Here is a 26,793-nt window from a genome sequence, read left to right on the forward strand (position 1 = left end):
CCCGGTAAGTCTCTGGAAATAATCGATGTTTTGAACCTGAAGAAGGCGGTAACACTGTGGACGGAAGACATCACGAGATACGACGTAGGAGGTACGTTGCCAGGATCATCCCTAGCGTCCTGATGGCCATCGGCCTGTATGCGGCGGCCGCGGCGTTTCCCATTGAGGCCCAGGCCGGCGATACCTGTTTCAGTCATATGACCGGCAGCGGATGTGTGACCATCTGCACGGACGGTTCCGCCGAAGACACGCACCGGGACAACCATGGAGATCAGCCGTTCGGGTGCGAATGCGGCGATGGCGTGTGTTTCGCCGTCGCGGGCGAGGACTGCAACACATGCCCGCAAGATTGCGGCGTTTGTCCCGGTTGCGGCGACTTGAGTATCACCCCGCCGGAGGAATGCGACGGATCGGCCTCGGCCTGCGCCGGCATCACGGGTTGCTCGGCCGACGGAAGCACGTGCGACTGCGACGGGTGCCGCTGCGCGCCCTTCTGCGTCGTCGACGGCGTCTGTAACGGCAGCGAGGATTGCGACAACTGCTCGGCCGATTGCGGCTCCTGTCCCGTCTGCGGCAACGGCGTCGTGGAATCGGGAGAGCAATGCGACGACGGGAACGGCGACGCGGCCGATTGCTGCGACAACAGTTGCTCCTTTACGACGAACGCCTGCGGGGACGGAAACGCCTGCAACGGCGACGAAGTCTGCGCGAACGGCTCGTGCGGGACCGGCACGCCGTTGAGTTGCGACGACTCCAACGTCTGCAACGGGACGGAGACCTGCGATCCGCAATCCGGTTGCCAAGCCGGCGTCCCTCTGGATTGCGACGATCAGGACGCCTGTACGGACGACACCTGCGACTCGACGTTGGGCTGCGGTCACAGCACGATCGCCTGCTCCGACGGCGACCTCTGCACGACCGATACTTGCGATCCCTCCTCGGGATGTCTCTTTCCCACTTTGAGCTGCGACGACGGCGATGCCTGCACGAACGATGCCTGCGACGCAGGTCTCGGGTGTCAGACGTCTCCGACCGATTGCGACGATCAGGTGGACTGCACGACCGACGGCTGCGACCCCTCCCAGGGATGTCTGCACACCCCGGATCACGGTGCGTGCGACGACGGCAACCCCTGCACGGACGACGTGTGCGATCCCGTGGAGGGATGCCGCAATGTCGTCGACGTCGAGAATTCCTGCAGTGACGGTGACGCCTGCAACGGCGTTGAGTCCTGCAATGCGAACGGGGGGTGCGATGCGGGGACGGTGCCCGTGTGCGACGACGGGAATCCCTGCACCGATGATTCCTGCGATTCCGCGACGGGGTGCGTGGCCGCAGCGGATGACACCAACAGTTGCTCGGACGGTGACGCCTGCAACGGCGCGGAAGCCTGCGTCCAGGGAAGCTGCCTCGGCAGCGCGCCTCTCGATTGCGACGACGGCAACGTTTGCACTGATGACGCCTGCATTCCCACCACGGGATGCGAGCATTCCGACAACACGTCTTCCTGCGACGACGGTGACCCCTGTACGCCGGGCGACGTTTGCGCGGGCGGAGTTTGCGCCGGACGGGACGGCGACAACGACACCGTCGGCGACGACTGCGACAAGTGTCCCGGCGGCAATGATCAGGTCGACTCCGACAAGGACGGCATTCCGAACGCCTGCGACAGTTGCGCCGGCGCGGCCACGGATGGCGATGGGGATGGAACCCCCGACGCGTGCGATGTCTGTCCCGCGGACGCGACTGATGATTCCGACGGCGACGGGGTGTGCGACGGGGAGGACAACTGCCCGAACGCCTCGAATTCCAGTCAAGCCGACGGCGATGCCGACGGCCTGGGCGATGCCTGCGACGATTGTCAGGATGCCAATTTCAACGGAACCTGCGACGACGAGGAGGGGACGTTGGCCGATGCGCCCGATGCGCCACCTCCACCGCCCGGCGGGGCGCCGACTCCCATGGGCGTGGCCGCGGGCAGGAACTGCCATCTGGTGCGGGGTGATGCCGCCAAGCCGGGGTCGGACGACCTGCTTCTGTTCCTCGCCGCCGCCGCCTTCCTCGGATCGGTGAGATTTTTTAGGCGTCTTGCGGATTAACACGCTGTGGATGGGGAGATTTCCATGTTCAAGCGGACCCGTGGTGTCGGTCTTGCGGTCGTTCTCCTAGCCGGACTCATCACCCATCCTCGTTCGGCCGGCGCCCTCAACGTCCAGCTGCTCCGGCCCGGCACGGGGCATGTTCAAGGGTTTCACCTCTTCACATCGGAAACCCTGCCGAAACACCGTTTGGCCGCCGGTCTGAATCTGAATCTGGCCAATCACCCCTTCGAACAGGTCCCGGTCGGAACGACCATCCGGACCACCGGCCTGGTCGACCGTTTCGTGACGGCGGACTTGCTCCTGTCCTATGGGGCCCTCGATTGGTTGACCTTGAACTTGGGGATGCCGGTCAACGTCTACCACGACATCGCCCCGACCCCGACGTCCGGACGGGATCGCGGCGGCGGAGACGCCGGCGACCTCATCTTGAACGCCAAGATCCGCATCTTTGACGCCGAGAAGACGGGGTCTCATCTGGGACTCGCCGTCGTGCCTTTTGTGACCTTGCCGACGGGGAGACAGTCCATCTTTTTCGGGGATTCCTCGGTGACGGGCGGTGCCGTCGTGGCGGGCGACGCCCAATGGAAGTCGAACCGGTTCTACCTGAACGTCGGGGCCCGCTTCCGCGAGACGGAGACGATCGCGAATTTGACGGTCAAGCATGAGTTCGTCTTCGGCGGCGGTTTTCAGCGGCCGATCGTCAAGAAGTGGGATTTGAACGTCATCGCGGAAGTCTTCGGTTCGACGACGCTGTCGAAAAATTTCGTCGTCCAGGACATCTCGACGCCTCTCGAAGGCATGGTCGTCCTGCAGAAAAAATGGTTGGAGAACCGGAATTTGATCACGCACGTCGGGGCCGGGGCGGGACTCACCAACGGTTATGGGGCGCCCAACGTGCGGGCGATCCTGGGCGTCTCGTATGCCTGGGATTTCAAGAAGGATGACAGACCCGCGCCCGTGGCCGTCCGCGAAGAGGTGATTGCGACGAGCAAGATCCACTTTGCCTACAATCGCTCGGAAATCCTTCCTTCGTCGCACGCCGTCTTGGACGACATCGTCCGGACGATCAAGGGGAGGCCGGAAATCCGGCAGGTTCGCGTGGAAGGGCATACCGACAGCCACGGCGCGGACGAGTACAATCAAAGGCTCTCCGAAAAGCGGGCCCAGGCCGTCATGCAATATCTCACGAACAACGGCATTCCGGCCGACCGGGTGACCGCCGTTGGGATGGGAGAAACGAAGCCGGTTGCGGACAATGTCACGAAGTCCGGCCGCGCGCAGAACCGGCGCGTGGAGTTCCACCTTCAGGTCGCGGAAGGGGCGAAAGTCCGCATCCGCGAATCCCAGGAAGCGGCCCCCACCTACGAACAGGGCGACCCCGGTGAGACCCGCCGTCGCCGCTGATCCCTCCAAAACCCTCTCAAATTGATAAAGCCTGATAAGGCCTGGGTGCTGATTGACCCGATTTCTCGGCACCGCGGCGGGGCCGTTTCCTTATTTTTCAGGCCCTTAACGACGATGCCCGTGCTCATGACGCAATTGGTAAACGTCTTGCACTAGCCCCCGATGACGAATCACAAAGTTGGGGGGAGTTATGAAGGTCATCCGAGTGCTTGTAACGTTCGGTTACAGAATTCTGGGACGTCTCTTCCTCCCATTTGCCGTCCTCGGGATTGGCCTGCTCCTGGTGCCGAGCGAAGCCGAGGCGGCCCGATCCTGCGTCTGCCACAATATTATCAACAACCCCAACGAAGTCTGCGCCGCCAGCCGTTCTGTTCTTGAAACAGGACACGCAAGTCACGTTGCCGACGGAAAAGATCGTTACGGCACTTGCGACAGTTGCGGCGATGCCATCCTGCAATGTTGCACTTTCGTACCAAACACCTCGCCTCCGGTCGCCGATGAATGTTGCGTGGTCGACTGTCAGGGGCAGGCCGAGATTTCGCCGGGAGTTCCCTGCGTCGCCGATCCCAATTGCGGAACGAACGGCGACGGCTCCTCGCTTCCCCAGTGCTCCCAGGAGGAGTGCGATGACGGCGACAATGATTGCAGCACCAACGATTGCACCCCGGACTGCAAATCGACGCCGAGCTGCGGCGACGACAATGTTTGCACCGATGATTTCTGCTGTAATGGTTCCAATGATCCGGATCCGCTTTGTTCCGAGGCGGGCGTCTGTGTGAACAAAAACAACACCGATCCATGTGATGATGATGATGAGTGCACCGACGGCGACGTCTGTCAAAGTGGAGTTTGCGTCCCAGGGGGTCCCAAGGATTGCAGCGACGGACTCTTCTGTACCCAAGATCTTTGCGATCCGGCGACGGGCTGCGACTGGAGTCAACCCACCGAATGCTCGGACGGAACCGTCTGCACCACGGACACGTGCAACGAGGACAACGACCAGTGCGAGTTTCCCGGGATTAGTTGCGACGATTTAGATGCCTGCACCGATGACAGCTGCGATGCGGAAAAGGGATGCGGTCATTCTCCGCACGATTGCGACGACAACAACCGATGCACTGACGACAGCTGTAATTCGGAGGATGGCTGCCATTATGCCTCCCATGATTGCGACGATGAAAAGACCTGCACGGACGACAGTTGCGATCCGGTAGAGGGCTGCGGTCACTCGCCTAACAATGGATCCTGCGATGACGGCAACCCTTGTACCGACGACGTCTGCAACCCTTCGGGGTGTGAGGAAGGGGACGAGACGTGCGTCCAAGACGAAAATTTCGAAACAAACGGTTGTATCCACATCTATAATGATTCCGGGACCGCCTGCGGCGATGAAAGCGATACCGACTGTGATAATCCGGATACCTGCGACGGACGCGGGACCTGTCAGGACAACAACGAGGACAACGGGACGGAGTGCACGACCGACGATAACGCATGCACGGACGACGTCTGTTCCGAAGGTGTCTGCACGCATCCCGCCGATGATCAGAACTCCTGCGACGACGGGAACGCCTGTACTCGTGACGCTTGTACGAGCGGGGAATGCGTCGGCACCGACATCTCGGCCGAATGCCCGGATGACGACAATGCCTGCACGGATAAGAGCTGCGATCCGAAATCCGGTTGCGGTCAAACCAACGACGACAGCAACGAATGCTCGGACGGCAACGCCTGCACGAGCGACGCCTGCTCGAGCGGGGAATGCGTCGGCACCGACATCTCGTCCGAATGCCCGGATGACGACAATGCCTGCACGGATAAGAGCTGCGATCCGAAATCGGGTTGCGGTCAAACCAACGACGACACCAATCAATGCTCGGACGGCGACGCCTGCACGAGCGACGCCTGCTCGAGCGGGGAGTGTGTCGGCACCGACATCTCGGCCGAATGCCCGGATGACGACAATCCCTGCACGGATAAGAGCTGCGATCCGAAATCCGGTTGCGGTCAAACCAACGACGACAGCAATGAATGCTCCGATGGCAACGCCTGCACGACCGTCGATGTCTGCAGCGAGGGTGAATGCCTCGGCAGCGTACCGCCGATCTGCGACGACCAAAACCCCTGCACGGACGACTCCTGCGATCCGAATGCAGGCCAGAAAGAGGTTGCTCGCTTCATCAGCGAGACGCAGCCCGTCGACCCGTGCGTGCATACGCCAGACGTGACCAACGAGTGCACCGACGGCGATGCCTGCAACGGTCTGGAGCAATGCGTCCTCTTGCTGGACGGCGATGTCGTCTATGGAGCGGCATGCGAAGCGGGTACGCCTCCCAACTGCGACGACAACAACCGGTGCACGGGCGAGACGTGCGATCCGGCGGTGGGCTGCGTATCCGTCCCCCTGCCCGATACGGACGGGGACCACATCCCGAACGTTTGCGACGTCTGCACCGGCGGGGACGATGAGGTGGATGGAGACGGGGATTCGGTCGCCGACGCCTGCGATAACTGCCCCAAGAATTCCAATTCGAGTCAGTCGGATTCGGATGGAGACGGCCTGGGCGACGCCTGCGACAACTGCCCCGACATCGCCAATCCGGACCAGGCGGACTCCAACGGGAACGGCGCCGGGGACGCCTGTGACGACGAAGGCGAATTGGCGAGCTGCATCGCCCTTCCCGGAAACGAACCCCCCGAGGTTCTGTTCGGTGCGGCCGAGAAGACCAAGGGTGTCATCACGATCCCGGTGTCGATCGTCGATCCCGAAGGGGATAATTTCACGACAACCTGCTCGGTGGATGAGGGCACGGTGGCCCTGGGCGAGGGTGTTGTGACCTACACGATCCCGACGCCCCTCGATCCGAAATCGGACGGTCTGATCACCGTGAGCTGCACGGTGGGCGACTCCGGGAGCTGCCAGGAAAAGACCTTCAAGACCGTAGTCAGCATCGGCGTGGCGGGGGATCAGCTGGGCAGCGGATGCTCCCTATTGCCGTCGAGTCCAAAATAAGGTAAAGGGCATTCCCATCATCATAATACAGAAGCAGAAGTGCAAGCCCGGGGGGGCTTATGAAAAAGACGCTGTGCCTCGTAGTGGGTGTCCTCGCCGTCTCGTTCGCCGCGCTTCCAAGATCCTGGGCCTTGAACGTCCAACTCCTCCGCCCCAGCACGGGGCACGTGAAGGGCTACCAGCTCTTCACCTCCGAAACATTGCCTAAATACACGCTGGCGGCGGGCCTCAACGTCAATTTCGCCCATCACCCGTTTGAATTGACCATCGCCGGCACGACGAGCCGGGTCCTGGGCATCGTCGACCGGTTCGTGACGGCGGATTTTCTGGTCTCCTACGGCCTGACTAATTGGTGGACGATCAACGTCGACATGCCGCTCAACATCTACCACGACATCGCCCCGACGTTCATCGCGACGCGGGACCGGGGAGGCGGGGATCCGGGCGACCTGGGAGTCAACATGAAGTTTAGGGTCTTCGACGCGAACGAGACCTCCACCGGCCTGGGGCTGGCGTTTGTTCCGTTTGTCACCGTCCCGACGGGCCGCCAGTCGGTCTGGTTCGGCGATGAGAACCTGACGGGCGGAGCGATCCTGGTGGGCGACGCCCAGTGGAAAGCGAACCGGTTTTACCTGAACGTGGGCGGGCGTTTCCGGGAGAGGGAGCAGGTCACGAATCTAATCGTCAAGAATGAGCTCCTTTACGGCCTCGGTTTCACGCGTCCGATCGTGAAGGACTGGGACTTCAACATCATTCTCGAAGTTTTCGGTTCGACGAACTTCCGGAAGTTCGCGACGGAGAACATCTCATCGCCGATCGAAGGCCTGGCGATTCTTCAAAAGAAGTGGGGTGAGAACCGGAGACTCATCACGCACGTGGGCGGGGGATTCGGGATTACGAACGGTTACGGCGTTCCCACGTGGCGGGCGCTCATCGGCGTTTCCTACGCTTGGGATTTGAAGCCGGCGCCCAAACCGGTCCGCGAAGAGGTCATCACGACGAACAAGATCCACTTCGCCTTCGACAAGGCCGAAATCAAGCCGTCGTCGTATCCCGTCATCGATGAAATCATACGCACCATCCAAAGCAAGAATGTCGTCGCCGTGCGTGTCGAAGGCCACACGGACAGCTACGGGACGGACGCGTACAACCAAAAGCTCTCGGAACGGCGGGCCAACGCCGTCATGAATTACCTGACCTCACACGGGATACCGGCCGAAAAGGCCAGCGCGGTCGGCATGGGAGAGTCGAAGCCGGTCGCGGACAATGCAACCAAGGCCGGCCGCGCGGAAAACCGGCGTGTCGAATTCCACCTCGAGATCCCCGAGGGTTCGAAGGTCAGGGTGCAGGAATCCAGCCAAGAGGCCCCGCATTACGAGGAGGGCGATCCGGGCGGGCGCCCAAGAAAATAAGCATCTGGTTTTAAAGGCCTTTTTAAGTAAGTAAATATTGATTTATCGAATTGATTGTCTGGCGCCTCAGGCCGAATTCGGTTAAAATCAATCGGTGAAAAGACGCGTCTCCCGTCGTCATTCCCATCATCGCAAGAAATGGCCTTTTCCTCTGGTTCCCGCCATTGCGGCGACGACGGCGGTCTTGGTATTGGCCCTGGTCATCATCCTCAAGCGCGCGGGACCGCCCCAAGTCGCCGCCGTGCCGCCGCTTCCCCAAAGCCGCAGCATGCAGCCCATGAGGCCGGAACCGGCCGCAAGGCCATCCATGCCGTCCGTGACGGCTCAGCCGGCCGCGCAGACCGCCTTGAAGCGTCCGGTTTTCGTGGCGGCGCCGGATCCGCGTTGCCACAGGCTGGGTCGCCTGAACGCCTCGTTCTACCGGTGCGGAGAGAGCTTGATTCTTTTGAAGGAAGGGGCGGAGTTTCCGGAGGACCTCAAGTCCGCGCCGTGGCAGAGGACGCTCGGCGAATTGATGAATCGCGGATTGATCGACGGCGCTTTGGCCACGGAGAAGGGGGACATCACCCTCGCGACGGTCCCGAACGACGCCCGTTTCGCCGATCAGACGTTCTTGAACGGTGACGCCCCGTACGACATCGGCGCCCTGGACGCCTGGAGCGCCGTGACGGGCAGCCCCGACCTGACGGTCGCGATCCTCGACAGCGGCATCGATCTCGTCCATCCGGACCTCCAGGCCAATCTTTGGACCAATGAGGGCGAAGTTCCCGGCAACGCGACGGACGACGACGGCAACGGGTATATCGACGACGCCAATGGCTATAATTTCAACGCCGCAACGGCCGACAACCAGGACGACAAAGGGCACGGGACGCACGGGGCGGGGGTTATCGGCGCGGTGGGCAACAACGGGATCGGAATCGCCGGGATCAACTGGAACGTGAACCTCCTGCCGCTCAAGATCACGGACGCAGACGGCAAAGCCTCGCTGGCTGCGGCCGTGGAGGCGATCAACTACGCAATAGAAAACAACGCGAAGGTCATCAACGCCAGTTGGGTCATGAGCCTTTCGACGCCCGAGAAGGTCAATCTCCTGCAGACGGCGGTTCAGAACGCCGTGAGCGCGGGGATTGTCTTCGTGGCGGCCGCCGGCAACAACGCGGGGCAGGATCTTGACGCGTCGCCCCTGTATCCCGCGTCGTTTGATTTGCCGGGGGTCGTGACGGTCGCGGCGGTCGATGCGGACCGGGTGCTCGCTTCGTTCTCCAACATCGGCGCCAATTCCGTCGACCTGGCGGCTCCGGGAATGGGCATCCTGTCGACCGCGATCGGAGGGGACTTCAGTTCGTCCGCCGGGACTTCGGTCGCGGCGACCGTCGTGAGCGGCGCGGCCGCACTCCTGCTGGCCCAAAAGCCTTCTCTCAGCCCCGCCGAAGTCAGAAACGTCCTCATGGAGACCGCGACGGCCTCCCCGTCGCTTTCCGGCAAGACGGTGAGCGGCGGATCGCTCAACTTGAAGGCGGCTCTGGCGGCCGTGGGGGCTTCCGTGGGGTCTTCGGATTCCTCGGGAGAACCCAAATCGGACGTGGCCGCCTCGGCGGCCAAATCGACCTCTTCGGGGTCGTCCGGAGGCGGCTGTTCGTTGGCGGGGCCTTAGAGATTATTTAAGTCCTTAAAGAGAAAATCCACGCCCCGGCTCGCGGGGGCCTCGCCACTGGGAATCGCCAGATCCTCGGGTTTTGGAGCCGCGTCCTCCAGGGCCGAGCCTCCCGTCATCGAGTCGATATTGGCGAGTTTGATGTACGCGGGCTTCGCGAAGTCCAAGACCGGCCGATCCTTCAACGCCTCCTCCATGTAGTAGAGCCAGATAGGCGCCGAAACCACGCCGCCAGTCATGCCCGGACCGATCTTCTTGCGGCTGTCGTAGCCGGTCCAGACGCCCGTGATGAGGTCGGGTGTGAAGGCGACGAACCAGGCGTCGGACTCGTCGTTGGTGGTCCCCGTCTTGCCGGCCGCCGGCCGCTTGAGGGACTTTGCCTTGAATCCCGTGCCGTGGTCGATGACGTCCGTCAAAAGGTTGGTCATGAGAAAGGCCGTCTGAGGGCTGATGACGTGTCCCGGCGGGATCGAGGCTCCGTAGAGGATGCGTTTTTCCTCCGGAGTCACCTTGAGATTCTCCTTCTCGATGACCTTTTCGCCCTCCGCCAGAAGCTCGCCGTTGAAGCCCGCGCCGGAGCCGCTCCCGGGGACGTCGAAAACGTGCGCGGCATCCGCGACCGCGGGCCGGTTCTCCTCGAGTACGTTGCCGTCCTTGTCCACGATCTTGCGGATGAAAAGGGGGGTGGGCCTGACCCCTCCCGCGGGGAAAGTGGCGAAGGCGCGCGTGAGGTCGAAGAGCGTCACATCCGAGGCCCCGAGGGCCGTTGAAAGGTAACGCGCGATGGGCGTCGAGATTCCGAGTTTACGCGCGTAGGCCACCGTGTAGTCGATGCCGATGTCGTGGAAGACCTTGACCGCGATGACGTTGTTCGAATGCGTGATGGCGCTCCGCACGGGCATGGGACCGTTGTGCTTGCGGCTGTAATTCTCGGGGCTCCAGAACCGGTTGCGGCCCACCTTGTACTCGACCGGGGCGTCGATGACCGTCGTGCCGGGCGTGTAGCCCTTGTCCAGGGCGGCGGAATAAACGATGGGCTTGAACGCCGATCCCGGCTGACGGATCGCCTGGGTCGCGCGGTTGAACTCGCTGCGCTTGAAGCTGAAGCCGCCGATCATCGCCTTCACCTCGCCCGTCAGGGGATTGAAGGAGAAGAGCGCGGACTCGAGCTTGGGTTCCACCTCGATGGTGAACTCGCCGTCGGCCGTCCGGCGGACCCAGTAGATTTCGCCGACCTTGGGCGTCCGCCCCGTCCACTTGCGGTTCTCGGGGGGGATTGTCCCTTCCGCGTGACCGACGACCACCGTCGCGGTGCCCTGGTCGTCCACGGCCGAGATCACGCCCCGGTAGATGTGGCCTTCCTCGATGGGCGTGGAGAGCGGGGGAATCTCCGGATTGGGAGGCATGCGGATCGGTTCGTCCAACTCCGTGAGCTGCAGGTGGACCTGGTCCGCGAATTCCCGGATCTTGTCCGGCGCGACCCTCTCCACGGGCCCGTGGAAGCCCTTGCGGCGCTCCACCTCCAAGAGTCCGCGCTTCACGGCGCGGTCGGCGGCCTGGTAGTCGGCGAGATTGACCGTCGTGTGGATCTTGAGTCCTCCCCCGTAGAGCGTCTGTTGGCCGAAGTTCTGCTCGATCGTCCGGCGCACGTGTTCCACAAAATAGGGCGCGTATAGGTCGTTAAAATCCTTGTCGATGCCCGCGCGATAGAGAGTCAGCGGGGCCTTCAGGGCCTCCTCGTATTCGGCCTTCGAGATGTACCGATTCTCGAGCATTTGGGAGAGCACGTGCTCCTGGCGCAGGCGCGCCATGGCGGGATTGACGAGCGGGGAGAAGGCCGTCGGGGCCGAGGGGAGTCCCGCGATCATCGCCGTCTCCGCAAGCGTCAGCTCCGTGATGTCCTTGTGGAAATAATTCCGCGCGGCGGCCTGGACGCCGTGGGCCCGGTTCCCCAAAAAGATCTGGTTCAGATAGATGTAGAGGATCTGCTCCTTCGTGAAATTCTGCTCGAGCTGCGTGGCGAGGATGGCCTCCTTCACCTTGCGGTCGAAGCTTTTCTCGCGAGAGAGGACGAGGGAGCGGGTGACCTGCTGGGTGATCGTCGATCCTCCCTGCACGACCTTGCCCGCCCGGAGGTTTTCGAAAAAAGCCCGGAGGATGCTCTTGAAGTCGACGCCCTTGTGGTCCCAAAAACGCTCGTCCTCGGACGCCACGAAGGCGTCGATCACGCGGCGCGGGATCTTCTCGTAGGGCAAGAGATAGCGGCACTCCTGCCAAAATTCGCCGATTTTCGAATTGTCGTCGGCGAACACCTCGCTCACGAGCAGGGGCTTGTAGTCGGCGATGCCCCCGAGCTTGGGCAGGTCCTTGGCGAAGTGGTAATAGAGGACGCTGGTGCCCACGACGAAGACGCCGACGGCGATTGCCAGGAGTCCGAAGGCGACTTTGAAGAGGCGGCCGACGCCCTCGAGGACGGTGGACACGTTTCGCACCTCATTTAAGATCCCAAGACCGATTCGCACCCGCAGGGTGTAGGGGGCACTGAGTAGACGAATCCCGGCGGATCGTCAATATGGACAAATCCGTCCACGGATGATAGCAGGGGAGGACGAGAAGGGGGAGATCATGAAGAATTCCGGTTGTCTTGTCGTCCTCGCGGCGCTCGTCTTCGCATCCGGGTGCAGTTTCGAGAAGAAGGCGCCCCCCCCGCCGCAGCTTGCCGTTCCGCAGCCGGCAGCCCCGGCGCCGCAGCCGCCGGCGGCGCAGCCGGAGGCCCCAATGCCTCCCGAGACCGCGCCTGAGGCCCCCGCGACGCGACCGTCCGAGGCCGAGAGCGGCTACTGAGCGGCAATGACGCAGCGGCAGATCTTCATTCTTTCGTTTTTTGTCCTTCTCGTACTGATCTTTCTTCAATTGGTCGGGGTCTTCAAGATCTTCCTGACGCCCATCCTCTGGGCCATCGTGCTGACCATCGTTTTCTATCCGCTCCACAAGAGGTTTCTGAAGCTCTTCAAGAACCGGAAGACCTTGGCGGCTTTGGCGACGGTTTTCGTGGTGTTCCTTCTCACCGTGGGGCCCATGATTTTCTTCTCCGGAACGCTTGTCCGCGAAATCCTCCAATTCTACGCGGATGTCGGAGCGTGGATCACGGACAAGAAATATGAGGCCGCCTGGAACCGCGTCCTGGATTCCCCGTTGCGCGTGGTGTGGGACAAGATCGTCGAAAAAACCTCGGCGCTGGACATCGAGATCCTGCCGCTCCTCGGCCGCACCGCGCAGGGCGTTTCGGAGGCCATCGTCCGGCAGATCCGGTCGGGCGCGACCAACTTCCTCTTCTTCGTGCTCAACTATATCGTGACGGTCATCATCTTCTTTTTCTTCGTCCGGGACGGAGAGGCCATGGCCCGGGGCATCAAGGATCTTTTTCCGATGACCCGCGAAAACAAGGAGGCCATTTTCAACCGCCTGGAAGTGACGGTTTCGGCGGTGGTGCGCGGGCTCGTCGTGACCGGCGGCGTTCAGGCCGTGCTGGCGGGGGTGGCTTTCTGGATCCTGGGCGTGCCGTTCCCCGTTTTCTTGGCGTTGCTCGTCGCGTTTCTGGCGCTGGTGCCCATCGGCGGGGCCGTTGTCGTTTGGGGCCCGTCGGCCTTTTATCTTTTTCTCTCGGGGAGCTGGGTGAAGGCGTTGATCTTGTTCTTGTGGGGAGCGCTCGTCATCAGCATGGTGGACAATTTCCTCAAACCCATCCTGATCGGCGAGAAGACGCGGATTCCGACGCTCTTTCTCTTCTTGGCGATCCTGGGCGGGTTGACGTTCTACGGCCTGATCGGGGTCTTTTTGGGGCCGATCATGCTCGCGCTGTTCTTGACGCTGATCGACATCTACCGGAAAGAATACTCCGAAAAATAGAGAGGCACTTATGAGACGAACATTCCCGTCCGTCGTTTTCACCCTCATGTGGACCGTGTCCGCCGTAGCCTTCGGCGGAGGCGGATGCGCCAAACCGGGCGCGAAGACGATTCCCGTCGGCGAATACGGCTCCCTCACGGGGGGGACGGCCACCTTCGGGCAGAGCTCGCATCAGGGCACGATGCTCGCGACGGAGGAGGTCAACGCCGCCGGGGGTCTCTTGGGCCAGAAGGTCGAGGTCATCACCGAGGACGACCAGAGCCGGCCGGAAGAGGCCAAGACGGCGGTGCTCAAACTCATCAAGCAAAACAACGTGGTGGCGGTCATCGGGGAAGTTGCGTCGTCGCGGAGCCTGGCGGCCGCGCCCGAATGCCAAAAGTCGAAGATTCCGATGATCAGCCCGGCGTCCACCAATCCCAAGGTGACGGAGATCGGCGACTACATCTTCCGCGCTTGTTTCGTCGACACGTTTCAAGGCGAGGCGATGGCCAAGTTCGCCAGGAACGACCTGAAGCTTTCGCGCGTCGCGGTTTTGAAGGACGTCAAGAACGACTACTCGGTCGGCCTGGCGGACTTTTTCGAAAAAACCTTCAAGGCGGAGGGCGGCGAGATCACGGTGGTTCAGTCCTATTCCGAGGGTGACATCGACTTCCGCGCCCAATTGACGGCCATCAAGGGACAGAGCCCGGACGGGGTCTTTGTGCCGGGTTACTACACCGAAGTGGGTTTGATCGCGCGCCAGGCCCGGGAGTTGGGGATCACCGTCCCGCTGATGGGCGGAGACGGCTGGGACTCGCCCAAGACCATCGAGATCGGCGGGGCGGCGGTGGAGGGCAGCTACTTCGGGAACCACTACGCGGCCGACGACCCGGACCCAGTCATCCAGTCCTTCATCCAAAAATTCAAGGCGAAGTACGGAATTGTCCCCGACGCCATGGCGGTGCTGGGTTACGATGCCGCGAGTCTCCTCTACGACGCGATCAAGCGCGCGGGGAGCGCCGAACCGGCGAAGATCCGCGATGCGTTGGCGGCGACGGCGGATTTTCAGGGCGTCTCCGGCAAGCTCACCATGGACGCGAACCGGAACGCGAAAAAGAAGCTCGTGATCATGAAGATCGAGAACGGGGCGAATAAATTCCACGCCGAGGTCAAACCGTAGGGCATGTCAGAATTTTTGCAACAAACCGTCAATGGGCTGGCTTGGGGCAGCATCTACGCCCTGATCGCCCTGGGTTACACGATGGTCTACGGCGTCCTCCGTCTCATCAACTTCGCTCACGGCGACGTCTACATGATCGGCGCCATGACTGGTTACTACGCGGGGAATCTGATCACCCGCGGACTTCCGGCGGGCGCGGCGTTCCCGGTGGTTCTCGCCTGCTCGATGGCGGTCTGCGGCGTCCTGGGCTTTTTGATCGAACGGGCCGCCTACCGCCCGCTCCGGAACGCCCCGCGAATCAACTCTCTCATCACCGCCATCGGCGTCTCGCTTCTCCTGGAATTCGGCGGCCAGCTTCTCTTCGGGGCCGACCCCAAGGTCTTTCCGCCGCTGATTCCGGAACAGCCGCTCTTCGAGATCGGCGGGGCGGTGATCGGCCGGATCCAGGCGGTGATCTTCGCGGTCGCCTTGGTCCTCATGGCGGTCCTGCGTTTCATCGTCGTGAAGACGCGGCTCGGCAAGGCGATGCGCGCAGTTTCGTTTTCGCACGTCGCGAGCCAGCTCGTCGGCGTCCCGCTCGACACCGTCGTCAGCTTCACGTTCGTCCTGGGATCGATGCTCGCGGGCGCCGGGGGCGTCCTGGTCGGCATCGCGAACCCCAAGGTCGAGCCGCTCATGGGGATCATGCCGGGGCTGAAGGCCTTCGTGGCGGCGGTCTTGGGGGGGATCGGCAACATTCCCGGGGCGCTCGCCGGCGGGCTCCTGATGGGCCTCTCGGAGACCTACGTCGTCGGTTACGTGTCCTCGACGTACCGGGACGCCCTGGCCTTCGTCCTTCTCATCCTCATTCTGCTCGTCCGTCCGGGCGGGCTCTTTGGAAAATCCGTCTCGGATAAAGTCTGATGGGGATCCTCCGCAAACCTGTCTCCGTCATCGCCGCGGGGATCCTGGCCTGCTGGGTCGTCCAAGAATTCGCGACGCCCTGGATCAACCCGTACCACCTTCAAATCTTGAACACGATCGGCATCGCCGCCGTGATGGCGGTGAGCCTGAATCTCATCACCGGGCACACGGGCCAGTTCTCGCTCGGCCACGCCGGGTTCATGGCTCTGGGGGCCTACGCCTCGGCCGCCTTCACGGTCCACCTGAACCCGGACGCGCTGGGCCTCGTTCCCATCCTCCCGGACTGGGCGTGGCGCCCGCTCTTTTTCGTCACGGCTCTGGCGGCCGGCGGCGCGACCGCGGCCCTGGCGGGGCTGATCGTCGGCATCCCGACCCTGCGACTGAAGGGGGACTATCTGGCCATCGCGACCCTGGGCCTGGGCGAGATCATCCGGGTCATCGTCCTCAACCTGGAGTTCGTGGGCGGGGCGAGGGGATTCACCGGCATCCCGGAGTCCTCCAACTTTTTTTGGATCTTTTCGGCCCTCCTCGTCCTGACCGTCTTGATGGCGCGGGGCGTGTATTCCCTCAAGGGGTTGGCCTTCCTGGCCGTGCGGGAGGACGAGGTCGCCGCGCGCTCGGTGGGGATCAACACGACCCGCTACAAGGTGCTCGCCTTCGTCCTCGGGTCGTTCTGGGCCGGGGTGGGCGGGGGACTCTTCGCCCATTTGAACACCTATCTCCACACCAACTCGTTCGGCTTCCTCAAGTCGGTCGAATACGTCGTCATGGTCGTTCTCGGTGGCTTGGGCTCGATCACGGGCTCGCTCGTCGCGGCGGCCCTCCTGACCCTGTTGCCCGAACTCCTCCGCATCGCCAGCGAGTGGCGGATGATCTTCTACGCCTTGCTCCTCGTCGTCATGATGATCCTCTGGCCGCGCGGGCTCATGGGCCAAAGGGAACTCCGTTGGATCCGGAGGGTGAAACCGTGACGGCGGAACCGATCTTGAGGGCCGAAAACGCCGGCGTGCGCTTCGGGGGGCTTCAGGCCCTGAAGGGGTTTTGCCTGAACGTGGAGGAGAGGGGCTTCGTGGGCGTGATCGGACCCAACGGTGCGGGCAAGACGACGTTTTTCAACCTCTTGACCGGGGTCTCAGAACCGACGGAAGGTTCCCTCTTCGTCGGCGGCGTGCGCGTCAACGGGCTCAAGCCCCACGCGATCAGCCGCCTGGGCGTGGCCCGCACCTTTCAGAACATCCGGCTCTTTTCCGCGCTGACCGTCGAGGAAAACGTCCTCGCCGGATTTCACGCGCGGCTCAAGTCCTCGCTCGCGGCGGCGGCCTTCCGCGTCCGTTCTTATGAAGAGGAGGAGAAGGCGGACCGGGACGGCGCCTGCGCCCTGCTTCGGCTTTTCGGCTTGGAGCGCCTGAAGGACGAGACGGCCTCGGGTTTGAGCTACGGCGACCAACGAAGGCTCGAGATCGTGCGCGCGCTCGCGACGCGGCCGAGGCTCCTTCTCCTGGACGAACCGGCGGCGGGGATGAATCCCACCGAAAAGAAGGAGTTGATCGACTTGATCCGCGGCGTGCACCGGGACTTCGGTCTGGCCGTGATCCTGATCGAGCACGACATGAGCGTGGTGATGAACCTTTGTCCTCGAATCCTCGTGCTGGATTACGGGGAAACGATCGCCGAAGGCACCCCCGAGGAGATCCGGAAGAACCCAAAGGTGATCGAGGCGTATCTGGGGACGACCGCGTGATCCTGGAGATCGAAAACCTGCACGTCCGTTACGGCTCCATCGAGGCCCTGAAGGGGGTTAGCCTCCGGATGGAGGAGGGCGAGATGGTGGCCCTGATCGGCTCCAACGGGGCCGGCAAGACCACGCTGCTTCGCACCATCTCCGGCATCCTTCGGCCGTCGGCCGGTTCCATCGAATATCGTGGTCCGTCGGCGGGGGGGGAGGCCATCGCCCTTCATACCCTGGCGCCGCACAAGATCGTTTCGCACGGCATCGCCCAGGTGCCGGAGGGGCGGATGGTCTTTTCGAACCTGACGGTCTTGGAGAATCTGGAGCTCGGGGCCTACGGGCGCAAGGGAGCCTCCGGGATCAAATCCGACCTGGATCATGTCATGGAGATTTTTCCCCGCTTGAGGGAAAGGATCGCGCAGAACGCCGGGACTCTTTCCGGCGGCGAGCAGCAGATGCTCGCGGTCGGGCGGGCCCTCATGGCGCGTCCGAGGCTCCTTCTCCTGGACGAGCCGTCGCTCGGCATCGCGCCGGCGCTGGTCCAGCAGATCTTCAAGGTGCTGGTCGAAATCAACCGGAAGGGGACGACGATCCTGCTCGTGGAACAGGACGCGTACCTGGCCCTCAAATCCACGGCCCGCGCCTACGTGTTGGAGACGGGGACCGTCAAGACCTCGGGACCGAGCGCCCAACTGATGAGCGATCCCGAGGTCAAAAAAGCCTACCTGGGCGGGTGAATGCGCCATCCGACTCGCATTCTTGAGGCGCGATGGATTTACCTTCGAGTCTTGGGTTTTTGTTTTTTTGCGACGTTTGTTTCCCTCCTGGTTCAAATTCTTGGATTGATCGGTCCCCAGGGCCTATTCCCCGCCTCGGAGATCCTGGCCGAAACCTCTTTTTTGAGGACTCCGTCTCTACTTTGGCTGGGTACGTCTGATACTTGCATCTTCATCGTCGTCGGCCTCGGTCTGTGCGGTTCGCTGCTCGTCGTCTTGAACCGGTGGAACCGGATCGGTCTCGCCGTCTGCTGGATGGTCTTTCTTTCCATCGCGAGCGTGTCACCGCAGTTCACTTGGTACAAGGCCGATGGCCTGCTGTTGGAATGCGCCTTCTTGGGTTGGTTTCTGGCGCCGTCCGGGCGCAGACCCTATCTGGGGGAACAGGACCCGCCGTCATTTGTCGTTCTTTTTGCGCACCTGTGGTTGCTTTTCCGTCTCATGTTCGAGACGGGACTCGCCAAGGCGGTCAGTCCCGACCCCGTCTGGAGGGATCTGGACGCCATGGCCTACTTCCACCAAAACATGCCGTTCCCCACTTGGGTGGGCTGGCTGTTTTCGCAACTTCCCTACGGCTTTCATCGCTTTGAAACGGCGTTCACGCTCTTGGGCGAGTGCTTCGCGCCGTTCCTCCTATTCTGCGGACGGCGCGCCCGGTTCATCGCACTGGTCCTGTGGTTCTGCCTGCAGACCGGAATCATCCTTTCCGGGAACTTCCTGGCCTTCAATTACCTCTCCATCGGCCTGGGCCTGCTGTTCGTGGGATACCCGCTGTCAAAAGTCCGGACCTCGCGTTGGAAGGAAGCCGCTTATGGTCTCGTGCTCCTCCCCCAGATGTTGATCGGTTTTGCGCTTCTTTTGAGTTTTCCTATCTTTCCCGGGCTCACGATGCCCGGACCCGTGGCGAAGGCGCTGGAGACGGCCGCCCCGTTCCGAAGCGCGAATGTTTACATTCTCTATCCCTTCATCGAGAGGGAGAGGCGCATCTTGGTCTTGGAGGGCTCGGACGACGGCGGGGCGACGTGGCGGGAGTATGGATACCGCTGGCAGACCCAGCGTCTTGACCGGCGGCCGGAATTCCTGTCCCCCTTGAGCGACCGCTTCGAGAGGGAGATGCAGAGGGTCTTGGAGCGGCCGGGTGTGCTGCCCTACTGGCAGAACGAATTCGTTCTGCGCACGGCCCGGCGCCTGATCGAAGGCTCGGGGCCGGTCTCGCGTCTTTTCGCGTACAATCCGTTTCCTCAAGGGGGACCGGAGCGAATCCGCGCCCATATTTACCTCTATCAGTCGACCGACCTGAGGACGCTCCTTGCGGCCGGGAAGTGGTGGACGCGCAGGAGAGTCGGGAGCTACGGTCCCCCCATCGCGCGCGATCCGGAGAGCGGGGCAATCAACTATGTGGATTCGCCGTCATATCGAAGAAATCCGTGACGATCCCGTCCTGCGCGCGTTCGGGGCCCTTCTCGCCTTCACGCACGTCCTCACCTTCATCACTTGGTGGAAGGGGCCGCTCGACCTGATCACGGTCTTGACCTCGCGCGAGGTCATCTGCTGGCCGTTTTGGGAAGATTGTTTCCGGGCCCGCTTCCTGTCTCCCGACGGCGTCTATTGGCTGCTCCGGGCCTATCTGGCGCTTTCGGTCGCGTCGATGGTCCTCTTCGCTCGCAGGAGATGGGCCGCGCTCGCCTGGTGGTTCGTCTTGGGGCTGACGCTTCTCAAGCTAGCCATCGTGCTTCAGGACTTCCAGCTCCGCTTGAACCAGCACTATATGGCGGGCGTCGCGTCGTTCGCCTTCCTTTTTGTTCCGGAGAAACGGCGGTTTCTCAAGGTCCTCATCGCGTTCTTTTATTTTTGGGCGGGCCTCTTAAAGCTCGATCCCGAGTGGCTGTCCGGCGCGGCCCTCTACCTGCCTCTTTGGTTCTTCGCGGGAAAATGGCTGCCCGTCGTCTGCACCTACGTCGTCGTCCTGGAGATCGTCCTTGTCTGGGGCATTTTCGCGAGAAAGGGGTGGATCTTTTGGGGGACGTTCGCCCAGCTCCTTCTCTTCCACGTCATGTCCTGGCCGGTGGTGGGATTCTTCTATCCGACGCTCATGTTCTGCCTCCTGGCGATTTACCCGTTGGACAGGAGTTTTCGATCGGCCCCCGCTTTCACGGGCGGATTCACGAAATGGGGCTACGCGTTTCTGGCGCTTTTCTCACTGGCGCAGCTCGTCCCTCATTTCATGCCGGGTGATTCGGCGCTGACGGGGGAAGGGCGGCTCTTCGGCGTCCACATGTTCGACGCCCTGGTCCAGTGCGAGGCCTACGCCGTTTTGAGGAGGCCCGACGGGTCGTCGGCAAGAATGAACCTCTACAAGCCGATGGCCGCGAGGATTCACTGCGATCCGATCGTCTACTGGAACCGGGCGCGGGCCCTGTGCCGGTCGCCGGAGCATGGGACCCGCTTCACGGATTTTGACCTGGTCCTGGATTCCCGAAGGTCGACCCAAACGGCGGCAACGCCGGTCATCCGCCTGGAAAACTATTGTGCCTCCAACCCGGCTTACCGGACCTGGAGGCACAATGAGTGGATCCTCTTTTAGTCCTGGCAGATCTGCGACCAACAGGCCGCAAGGCCGCCGGTCGGGCGCGTGCAGGGCGTATTGTCGGGACAGTCCGTCGTGTCCTCGCAATTGATCAGTCCGTCGCCGTCGTCGTCGTCATTCGCCTCGGGCGAGCCGTCGTTGCAGACCTCGGCCTCGCAGAAAGGCTGCGATTGAGTCGGCGTCCCCGTGCAGCTCACGTCGGGATACGGGGCGCAGTCCCGGGTAAAGACATCCGGCGTGCAGGCGCTGTCGTCCGGGATGCTGGTGGGACGGCAGACGCCCCCCGAGCACTTGCCCTCGACGCGATGGCCCTGACAGGTCTCGGGATCGTCGCAAACGGCGGGTGACGCGAGGGAGGCCGGGCAATCCGCGTCCGTCGTGCATTCGTCTCCCGAGGAACCTCCGGTCGTTCCGCCCGTGGTTCCGCCGGTCGTCGTGCCGCCGGTGGTGGTTCCGCCGGTTCCCGCGGGTTCCTCGTTCTCGCAGGAGGAGTTGCAGCCGTCGCCGTCGACGGTGTTGCCGTCGTCGCAGGCCTCGCCTTCGTCCCGAATGCCATTGCCGCAGTTCTCCTTGCCGCAGCCGTAGGGACCTGAGAATGAGAGCAGGGTGATACCCCCTCCCAGCAGGAGGAAGGCCACTAAAAATCGAATTCGAGCGTTCATGGAATCTCCTTGTTCTTAGAATGAAACTAATCGCTGCAGATGCCTCCACTGCAGAAGCCGACGCCGGGATTGAGATTGCAGGTCGTGCTGTTGGGACAATCCACCGTGTCCGCGCAATCGATCAGCGCATCGCCGTCGTTGTCGCTCAGGTCGTTGCAGACCTCGACTGGACAAACGGGCTCCGATTGCGTCGGAGTTCCCGTGCAGCTCACGCCCGGATTGGACCCGCAGTCCAAGGTAAAACTCGCCGGTGTGCAGGCGCTGTCGTCCGGGATGCTGGTGGGGCGGCAGACGCCCCCCGAGCACTTGCCCTCGACCCGGTGGCCCTGGCACGTCTCGGGATCGTCGCAGACGGCGGGCGACGCGAGGGAGGCCGGGCAGTCCGCATCCGTCGCGCATTCGTCTCCCGAGGAACCCCCGGTCGTTCCGCCCGTGGTTCCGCCGGTCGTCGTGCCGCCGGTGGTGGCTCCGCCGGTTCCCGCGGGTTCCTCGTTCTCGCAGAAGGAGTTGCAACCGTCGCCGTCGACGGTGTTGCCGTCGTCGCAGGCTTCGCCTTCGTCAAGAATGCCGTTGCCGCAGTTCTCATTGCCGCAGCCGGAAGGGCCGGAGGCGTAGAGGAACAGCAAGGACAAAAAAATGACGGCCATCGGGCCGATCCATCGGGTTTGTTTCTTCATGCGCATCTCCTTGTGAAGCGAGTAAAACTACGCGAAGTTGTCTTTGGGGTCAAGCAAACAAGCCGCGTGCCTGACTAGGACTCCGAGCCGACGTTGAGCTTCTTGAGGATGACCTCCATGAGGCACCACTTCGTCAGCGCCGACTGAAAGAGGTTCGCGCCGACGAAGGCGGGGATCAGGAGAAAGCCGCGGTGAACCCAATAGCCCAGCGCGAGCCCCGTCAGGACCAGAGTCCCGGCGAAGAGACGGATGATGTGTTCACGTTTCATAAGAGCTCCTTTGCTCGCCTGCGGCCGGCGACGGCGTAATAGAGAAAAGGCACGGCGAAACGCGACAGAAGCGTCGCCGCGACCTCTCCCATCATAAGGCTAATCGCCAAACCTTGAAAGATCGGATCGAAGAGGATGACGAAGCTCCCCGCCACGACCGCCGCGGCGGTCAGGAGCATCGGGCGGAAACGAACCGCGCCCGCGTCGATCACGGCCTCACGGAGCGGCATCCCTTCGCGCAGCCGGAGCTCGATGAAGTCGACCAGGATGATCGAGTTGCGCACGATGATCCCGGCCCCGGCGATGAAACCGATCATCGAGGTGGCGGTGAAGAAGGCCCCGAACATCCAGTGGCCCGGGATGATGCCGATGAGGCTTAAGGGGATCGGCATCATGATGACGATTGGGACGATGTAGGAACGGAACCACCCGACGACCAGGAGGAAGATCAGGGCCATGACGACGGCGAACGCGGCGCCGAGGTCGCGGAAGACCTCGTAGGAGATCTGCCACTCGCCGTTCCATTTGATTCCGTAATGGTCGGTGATTTCAGGGGCCTCGATCGAACGCCGGTCGATAGGTTTTCCATCCGGCGCCTGTAAGCCATCGATCCTCGGGTTCATCGCCTGCAGGGCGTAGATCGGGCTCTCCTCGCGGCCGGCGACGTCGCCGATGACGTAGACGACGCGCTTCAAGTTCTTGTGATCGATCGCCAGGTCCTCGGCGGCCGGAACCGTCCGGACCAGATCGCTGAGGAGAACGAACGAGCCGTCCAAGGCGGGGATGGACAGGTTCAAGGCGGACTCCAGGGAGGCGCGGTCCTCTTCAGGGAGACGGATGACGATCGGGACCGGTTCGCGGACCGTCGTTCCGTTCTCCGGGAGATGGACGAGACCCGCGCGGGCTCCCGCGAAGGCCGCGCTCAGCGCCTCAAAAATCCGGTCGACGGGCACGCGCCGGAGCGACGCCGCCCGGCGGTCCACTTCCAGAAGGTCCTTGGGTTGGGGGTTGTCCACCATCCAATCCACGTCGACGACACCGGGCGTCGATTGAAAGATCTTTTTCACTTCCCCGGCCAGTTTCAATTGCCCCTCAAAATCCGGCCCGTAGACCTCCGCCACGAGGGTTGCGAGGACCGGCGGGCCAGGCGGGATCTCGACGACCTTGACCCGCGCCCCGTGGCGTTTGCCGATCTCCTCAAGGGAGGCGCGCACGTCGCGGGCGATTTCGTGGCTCTGGCGCTTTCGTTCGCCGCGGGCCTTGAGATTAACCTGGATGTCGCCCTGATTCGGGGCCTTGCGGAGGAAGTAATGGCGCACGAGGCCGTTGAAGTTCACGGGGGCGCTTGTCCCCGCGTAGATCTGATAATTCTCCACTTCGGGAACGGTCTTGAGGGTGTCGCCCATCTCGCTGGCCGTGGCGATCGTCGCCTCCAGCGGGCGTCCCGCGTCGAGATCGATCATCACCTGGAATTCGCTCTTGTTGTCGAAGGGGAGCATCTTCACGCGGACGACCTTGAAGCCCACCAGCAGGACAACGATAGTCAAGCAGGCGGCGATGAGCGCGCCAAAACCCGTCCTCCATCGCCAACGATCGATCAGACCGCCCATGACGGCATAGTAGGTCCGGTCCAGAAAAGAGCGGCGCGCGGGCGTCGCCTCCTCGCCCTCTTTCTTCCGATTCTTCTCGAAGGGCCTCCGCTGGGCCTTGAGAGCCGCCCACGGCGAGATTGTGAAGGCGATGGCGAGCGAGAAGAGCATCGCGAGCGAGGCGCCCACGGGGATCGGCCGCATGTAAGGCCCCATGAGACCGCGGACGAAGGCCATGGGCAGGATGGCGGCGATGACCGTGAACGTGGCGAGGATCGTGGGATTGCCCACTTCGTCGACCGCCTCGATGATGATCCGCGTCAGCCCCTTTTCGCGCCTCTCCGGATCGTGGAGGTGGCGGTGGATGTTCTCGATGACGACGATGGCGTCGTCGACCAGGATGCCGATGGAAAAGATAAGGGCGAAGAGGGTGACTCGGTTGAGCGAGTACCCGAAGAGGTAATAGATGAGGAGGGTCAGCGAGAGCGTCACCGGCACGGCGACGCCCACGACGAGCGAGAATCGGAGGCCCAAGGCCAACGCGATGAGGGTCACGACGGAGAGCGAGGCGAGGAGGAGATGCCGGATCAGCTCGTTGGATTTCTCCCGCGCCGTCTCGCCGTAGTTGCGGGTCACGTCGAAGGACACGCCCGGCGGCAGGAGGGCGGGCTGGAGATTCTCCGTTTTTTTGAGAACGCGCTCGGCCAGGGCGGTCGCATTGGTTCCCGGCCGCTTGGTGAAGGAGAGCGTCACGGCGGGTTCGGGCGCGGTTTCCTTCGCGGCGAAGAGGACGGCGTCCACCCGCTCGGACGGGCCGTCGATCACGCGGGCCACGTCGCGGACGCGTACCGCGCGCCCGGCCTTGAGGCCAACGACGACATCGCCCACTTCTTCGGCGGAACGGAAAAAGCCTTGGACCTGAACGATCGTTTCGGGATCCGTCCCGTGCGTCACTCCGGCCCGGCCTTCGACGTTTCCGGAGACGAGCGGTTCGAAAAACTCCAAAAGGCTCACGCCCGTCGCGGCGATTTTTTCCGGATCCGGTTCGATCCGGACCTCCCGTGGTTCGCCGCCCAAGGTTTCGATCCGGGCCACGTCCGGGACCTCGGCCAGGTCCCTCGCGAACTCCTGGGCGATCATCCGCAAGCCGTACCCGTCCTTCCCGCCGCCGTGAAAGGTCAGGGCGAGAAACGGAACGTCGTCGATCGTATAAGAGCGGACCAAGGGAAACCCGATGCCCTCCGGTTTTTCGGGAAAGTGTTCGCGCAGCTTGTGATGAACGCGGACGACGGCGGGCTCCAGCGGAGTTCCCACTTTGAAACGGATCGTGACGAGCGCACGGCCGGCCAGGGAGCGGCTATAGAGGTACTCGACGTCCGGGATTCCCCAGAGGATTTTTTCCACCGGCGTGGTCACACGCTCCTCGACCTCGCGCGGCGCCGCCCCGGGGAAGGGGATGATCACGTCCACCATGGGGACGACGATCTGAGGCTCTTCCTCCCGGGGCGTCAATGCGACGGCCAGGAATCCCAAGAGGAGCGAGGCCAGAACGACGAGGAGCGTCAGCTTCGATTCGGCGAAGAAGGCCGCGAGACGGCCGGAGGGTCCGAGTCGGACGGCGCGTCCCATCAGAGGTCCCCCCTTTGGAAATCATACTCGGCCGAGGCCTGCGCGGCGGCGAGATGGCCGTCCACGAGTTGGAGACGCATCTCCACCCAGTTCTGGACGGCCTGGGCGTAGTCCATCAGGGGGAGCGTCCCTTCCTGATACCGCTGCGCCGCGACGTTGAGTCCTTCGTCCGCCGTCTTCGACGCGTTCGAGAGCGTGCGGTAGGCGGCCACTGCCGACGAAAGGCCCTCCCGGGCGTTCTCGAGGTCGGCAACTCCTTGAAGCTCCGCGCCGCGATGGAGTTCCTCGGCCCGGCGGGCCTCCGCCTTGGCCCTGCGGATATCGCCGTGGCGCCCCCAATCGAAGACCGACCAATCCAGCCGGAATCCCGCCTCGTAGGAGGTCTCCGAGTCCTGAAAGTTCCCCGTGAAGAGGTTATAGGCCCCAAAGGCGCGGATCTCCGGCCCCCAGCGCCGGAGGGCGGCGTCCTTGTTCGCTCGGGCGGCCTCCTTCCCAGAAGCCGAGGCCCGGATGTCCTCGCGCGCCCCGCGGGGTCCCAAATCCCTGCGGGGCTCGGGGGCGCGGACGGCCGGCAGGGGATCGGAGAGCACGAGCGGCGTACGGGGGTCCTGTCCCATGAGGGCGTTCAAATCACGGAGGGCTTTCTTTCTTTCGCCGTCCGACCTCGTGAGCATCGCCTCCAAGCTCAGCCGCACCGAGCGCGCCACGAGATGGCTCGTGGTCGAGGCCGAGGTCTTGGCCTCCGCGAGCTCGTAGGAGGATTCGAGTCTCCGCAAACGGCCGATGCCATCGTTCAGCGCTGCCATCTGACGCGAGAGGGCCGCCGCCGCATAGTAGAGGCGCGTAGCGGCGAGCTTCGCCCCGGTCTTTTCAAAGGCGGTCAGGTGTGTCCGCGCATGAAACATTTCCACCGCCGCGCGCCGTTTCGCCCAGTCCGATCCGCTCCGGAAGATCGGCTGATTCACCTCGAAGCGCGTGATCCAGTGGTTGATGGGGGATGGGTTGTTCAGGGAGGGCAGGGCGAAGTCCGCCGCGCCGAATTTTCCCTGCTGCAACTTGCCGCCGAAAACGGCGACGGGGTCGTCGGTGCGAAGATAGGTCTCCGAGATATTCAATTGGGGGAGAAACTGGGCGTTCGCCCCGTCGACGCCGGCCCTGGCGGCGTCCGCCGCCGCCTCCCCCGCGAGCGCCGTGGGAGACTCTCCGCCCGCCCGCCTCTGGGCCTCTTTCAGGCTCAAGGTTTCCGCCGAGGCCGCCGCCGAGCACGAGAGAAGAAGAACGGCCGCGACGAATGTTTTCATAAAGTCAGCATGGGA

The 26,793-nt window shown here is 62.9% G+C and carries 20 protein-coding genes; 14 read left to right on the forward strand and 6 right to left on the reverse strand.

Annotation, left to right across the window (positions count from 1 at the left end; genetic code table 11):
- The first annotated feature begins 122 nt into the window (after positions 1 to 122).
- The 5 genes from VLJ37_04945 to VLJ37_04965 all read left to right on the forward strand — a co-directional run bounded on the left by VLJ37_04945 (position 123) and on the right by VLJ37_04965 (position 9,588).
- Entirely contained in the window at positions 123 to 2,099 is a 1,977-nt protein-coding gene (locus tag VLJ37_04945; protein HSA59014.1) for a hypothetical protein, read from the forward strand.
- A 24-nt stretch (positions 2,100 to 2,123) separates the two neighbouring features.
- A complete protein-coding gene (locus VLJ37_04950; protein HSA59015.1) occupies positions 2,124 to 3,506 on the forward strand; it encodes an OmpA family protein in 1,383 nt (460 codons plus the stop codon).
- A 190-nt stretch (positions 3,507 to 3,696) separates the two neighbouring features.
- Positions 3,697 to 6,519: a hypothetical protein gene (locus VLJ37_04955; protein ID HSA59016.1), complete on the forward strand. Its 2,823-nt coding sequence runs from the start codon at positions 3,697 to 3,699 to the stop codon at positions 6,517 to 6,519.
- Positions 6,520 to 6,578: 59 nt separating this feature from the next.
- The gene (locus VLJ37_04960) at positions 6,579 to 7,931 is read left to right on the forward strand and encodes an OmpA family protein (GenBank protein ID HSA59017.1); all 1,353 of its coding nucleotides are present in this window, start codon (positions 6,579 to 6,581) and stop codon (positions 7,929 to 7,931) included.
- Between the two features lie 94 nt (positions 7,932 to 8,025).
- Positions 8,026 to 9,588: a S8 family peptidase gene (locus VLJ37_04965; GenBank protein ID HSA59018.1), complete on the forward strand. Its 1,563-nt coding sequence runs from the start codon at positions 8,026 to 8,028 to the stop codon at positions 9,586 to 9,588.
- Here the strand turns inward: VLJ37_04965 and VLJ37_04970 are convergent.
- Complete coding sequence (locus tag VLJ37_04970; protein HSA59019.1) at positions 9,585 to 12,071, reverse strand: PBP1A family penicillin-binding protein; 2,487 nt, start codon at positions 12,069 to 12,071, stop codon at positions 9,585 to 9,587. The genes VLJ37_04965 and VLJ37_04970 overlap by 4 nt on opposite strands.
- A gap of 142 nt (positions 12,072 to 12,213) precedes the next feature.
- Here VLJ37_04970 and VLJ37_04975 point away from each other — a divergent pair, with 142 nt between their 5' ends.
- The 9 genes from VLJ37_04975 (at position 12,214) to VLJ37_05015 (ending at position 20,648) form a co-directional block, all read left to right on the forward strand.
- Entirely contained in the window at positions 12,214 to 12,432 is a 219-nt protein-coding gene (locus tag VLJ37_04975) for a hypothetical protein (GenBank protein HSA59020.1), read from the forward strand.
- Between the two features lie 6 nt (positions 12,433 to 12,438).
- Positions 12,439 to 13,497 carry an AI-2E family transporter gene (locus tag VLJ37_04980; protein HSA59021.1) on the forward strand — a complete coding sequence of 353 codons (1,059 nt, stop codon included), beginning with the start codon at positions 12,439 to 12,441 and terminating at the stop codon, positions 13,495 to 13,497.
- Positions 13,498 to 13,507: 10 nt separating this feature from the next.
- Positions 13,508 to 14,656 carry an ABC transporter substrate-binding protein gene (locus tag VLJ37_04985; GenBank protein ID HSA59022.1) on the forward strand — a complete coding sequence of 383 codons (1,149 nt, stop codon included), beginning with the start codon at positions 13,508 to 13,510 and terminating at the stop codon, positions 14,654 to 14,656.
- A gap of 3 nt (positions 14,657 to 14,659) precedes the next feature.
- Positions 14,660 to 15,559 (forward strand): branched-chain amino acid ABC transporter permease, encoded by a 900-nt coding sequence (locus VLJ37_04990; GenBank protein ID HSA59023.1) that lies wholly within the window; start codon positions 14,660 to 14,662, stop codon positions 15,557 to 15,559.
- Positions 15,559 to 16,530, forward strand: a complete 972-nt coding sequence (locus VLJ37_04995; protein HSA59024.1) for a branched-chain amino acid ABC transporter permease — start codon at positions 15,559 to 15,561, stop codon at positions 16,528 to 16,530. Before VLJ37_04990 ends, VLJ37_04995 begins: the two co-directional genes overlap by 1 nt.
- Positions 16,527 to 17,300 (forward strand): ABC transporter ATP-binding protein, encoded by a 774-nt coding sequence (locus VLJ37_05000; GenBank protein HSA59025.1) that lies wholly within the window; start codon positions 16,527 to 16,529, stop codon positions 17,298 to 17,300. The genes VLJ37_04995 and VLJ37_05000 overlap by 4 nt, the downstream gene beginning before the upstream one ends.
- A complete protein-coding gene (locus VLJ37_05005) occupies positions 17,297 to 18,025 on the forward strand; it encodes an ABC transporter ATP-binding protein (protein ID HSA59026.1) in 729 nt (242 codons plus the stop codon). Before VLJ37_05000 ends, VLJ37_05005 begins: the two co-directional genes overlap by 4 nt.
- Positions 18,026 to 18,130: 105 nt before the next feature.
- Positions 18,131 to 19,495, forward strand: coding sequence for a lipase maturation factor family protein (locus VLJ37_05010; GenBank protein HSA59027.1), 1,365 nt, complete (start codon positions 18,131 to 18,133; stop codon positions 19,493 to 19,495).
- Entirely contained in the window at positions 19,461 to 20,648 is a 1,188-nt protein-coding gene (locus VLJ37_05015) for a hypothetical protein (protein HSA59028.1), read from the forward strand. Before VLJ37_05010 ends, VLJ37_05015 begins: the two co-directional genes overlap by 35 nt.
- Here VLJ37_05015 and VLJ37_05020 read toward each other — a convergent pair.
- The 5 genes from VLJ37_05020 to VLJ37_05040 form a co-directional block, all read right to left on the reverse strand.
- Positions 20,645 to 21,313, reverse strand: coding sequence for a hypothetical protein (locus tag VLJ37_05020; GenBank protein HSA59029.1), 669 nt, complete (start codon positions 21,311 to 21,313; stop codon positions 20,645 to 20,647). The two genes, VLJ37_05015 and VLJ37_05020, sit on opposite strands and share 4 nt — an antisense overlap.
- Before the next feature lie 26 nt (positions 21,314 to 21,339).
- Positions 21,340 to 21,990 carry a hypothetical protein gene (locus VLJ37_05025; protein HSA59030.1) on the reverse strand — a complete coding sequence of 217 codons (651 nt, stop codon included), beginning with the start codon at positions 21,988 to 21,990 and terminating at the stop codon, positions 21,340 to 21,342.
- 74 nt (positions 21,991 to 22,064) lie between these two features.
- On the reverse strand, positions 22,065 to 22,259 hold the full coding sequence (locus VLJ37_05030) for a DUF2892 domain-containing protein (GenBank protein HSA59031.1): 195 nt from the start codon (positions 22,257 to 22,259) through the stop codon (positions 22,065 to 22,067).
- Positions 22,256 to 25,477, reverse strand: coding sequence for an efflux RND transporter permease subunit (locus VLJ37_05035; protein ID HSA59032.1), 3,222 nt, complete (start codon positions 25,475 to 25,477; stop codon positions 22,256 to 22,258). Before VLJ37_05035 ends, VLJ37_05030 begins: the two co-directional genes overlap by 4 nt.
- Complete coding sequence (locus VLJ37_05040) at positions 25,477 to 26,778, reverse strand: TolC family protein (GenBank protein ID HSA59033.1); 1,302 nt, start codon at positions 26,776 to 26,778, stop codon at positions 25,477 to 25,479. The genes VLJ37_05035 and VLJ37_05040 overlap by 1 nt, the downstream gene beginning before the upstream one ends.
- Between the last annotated feature and the right edge of the window lie 15 nt (positions 26,779 to 26,793).

The sequence above is a fragment of the bacterium genome (assembly GCA_035454885.1).
Taxonomy (GTDB): Bacteria; UBA10199; UBA10199; order JACPAL01.

Bases quoted from the DNA above. Each gene is read 5' to 3' on its own strand.
- VLJ37_04945 (HSA59014.1), top strand. From the start codon at position 123: ATGGCCATCGGCCTGTATGCGGCGGCCGCGGCGTTTCCCATTGAGGCC.
- VLJ37_04950 (HSA59015.1), top strand. From the start codon at position 2,124: ATGTTCAAGCGGACCCGTGGTGTCGGTCTTGCGGTCGTTCTCCTAGCC.
- VLJ37_04955 (HSA59016.1), top strand. From the start codon at position 3,697: ATGAAGGTCATCCGAGTGCTTGTAACGTTCGGTTACAGAATTCTGGGA.
- VLJ37_04960 (HSA59017.1), top strand. From the start codon at position 6,579: ATGAAAAAGACGCTGTGCCTCGTAGTGGGTGTCCTCGCCGTCTCGTTC.
- VLJ37_04975 (HSA59020.1), top strand. From the start codon at position 12,214: ATGAAGAATTCCGGTTGTCTTGTCGTCCTCGCGGCGCTCGTCTTCGCA.
- VLJ37_04980 (HSA59021.1), top strand. From the start codon at position 12,439: ATGACGCAGCGGCAGATCTTCATTCTTTCGTTTTTTGTCCTTCTCGTA.
- VLJ37_04985 (HSA59022.1), top strand. From the start codon at position 13,508: ATGAGACGAACATTCCCGTCCGTCGTTTTCACCCTCATGTGGACCGTG.
- VLJ37_04990 (HSA59023.1), top strand. From the start codon at position 14,660: ATGTCAGAATTTTTGCAACAAACCGTCAATGGGCTGGCTTGGGGCAGC.
- VLJ37_04995 (HSA59024.1), top strand. From the start codon at position 15,559: ATGGGGATCCTCCGCAAACCTGTCTCCGTCATCGCCGCGGGGATCCTG.
- VLJ37_05015 (HSA59028.1), top strand. From the start codon at position 19,461: ATGTGGATTCGCCGTCATATCGAAGAAATCCGTGACGATCCCGTCCTG.
- VLJ37_05020 (HSA59029.1), bottom strand. From the start codon at position 21,313: ATGAACGCTCGAATTCGATTTTTAGTGGCCTTCCTCCTGCTGGGAGGG.
- VLJ37_05025 (HSA59030.1), bottom strand. From the start codon at position 21,990: ATGAAGAAACAAACCCGATGGATCGGCCCGATGGCCGTCATTTTTTTG.
- VLJ37_05030 (HSA59031.1), bottom strand. From the start codon at position 22,259: ATGAAACGTGAACACATCATCCGTCTCTTCGCCGGGACTCTGGTCCTG.
- VLJ37_05035 (HSA59032.1), bottom strand. From the start codon at position 25,477: ATGGGACGCGCCGTCCGACTCGGACCCTCCGGCCGTCTCGCGGCCTTC.
- VLJ37_05040 (HSA59033.1), bottom strand. From the start codon at position 26,778: ATGAAAACATTCGTCGCGGCCGTTCTTCTTCTCTCGTGCTCGGCGGCG.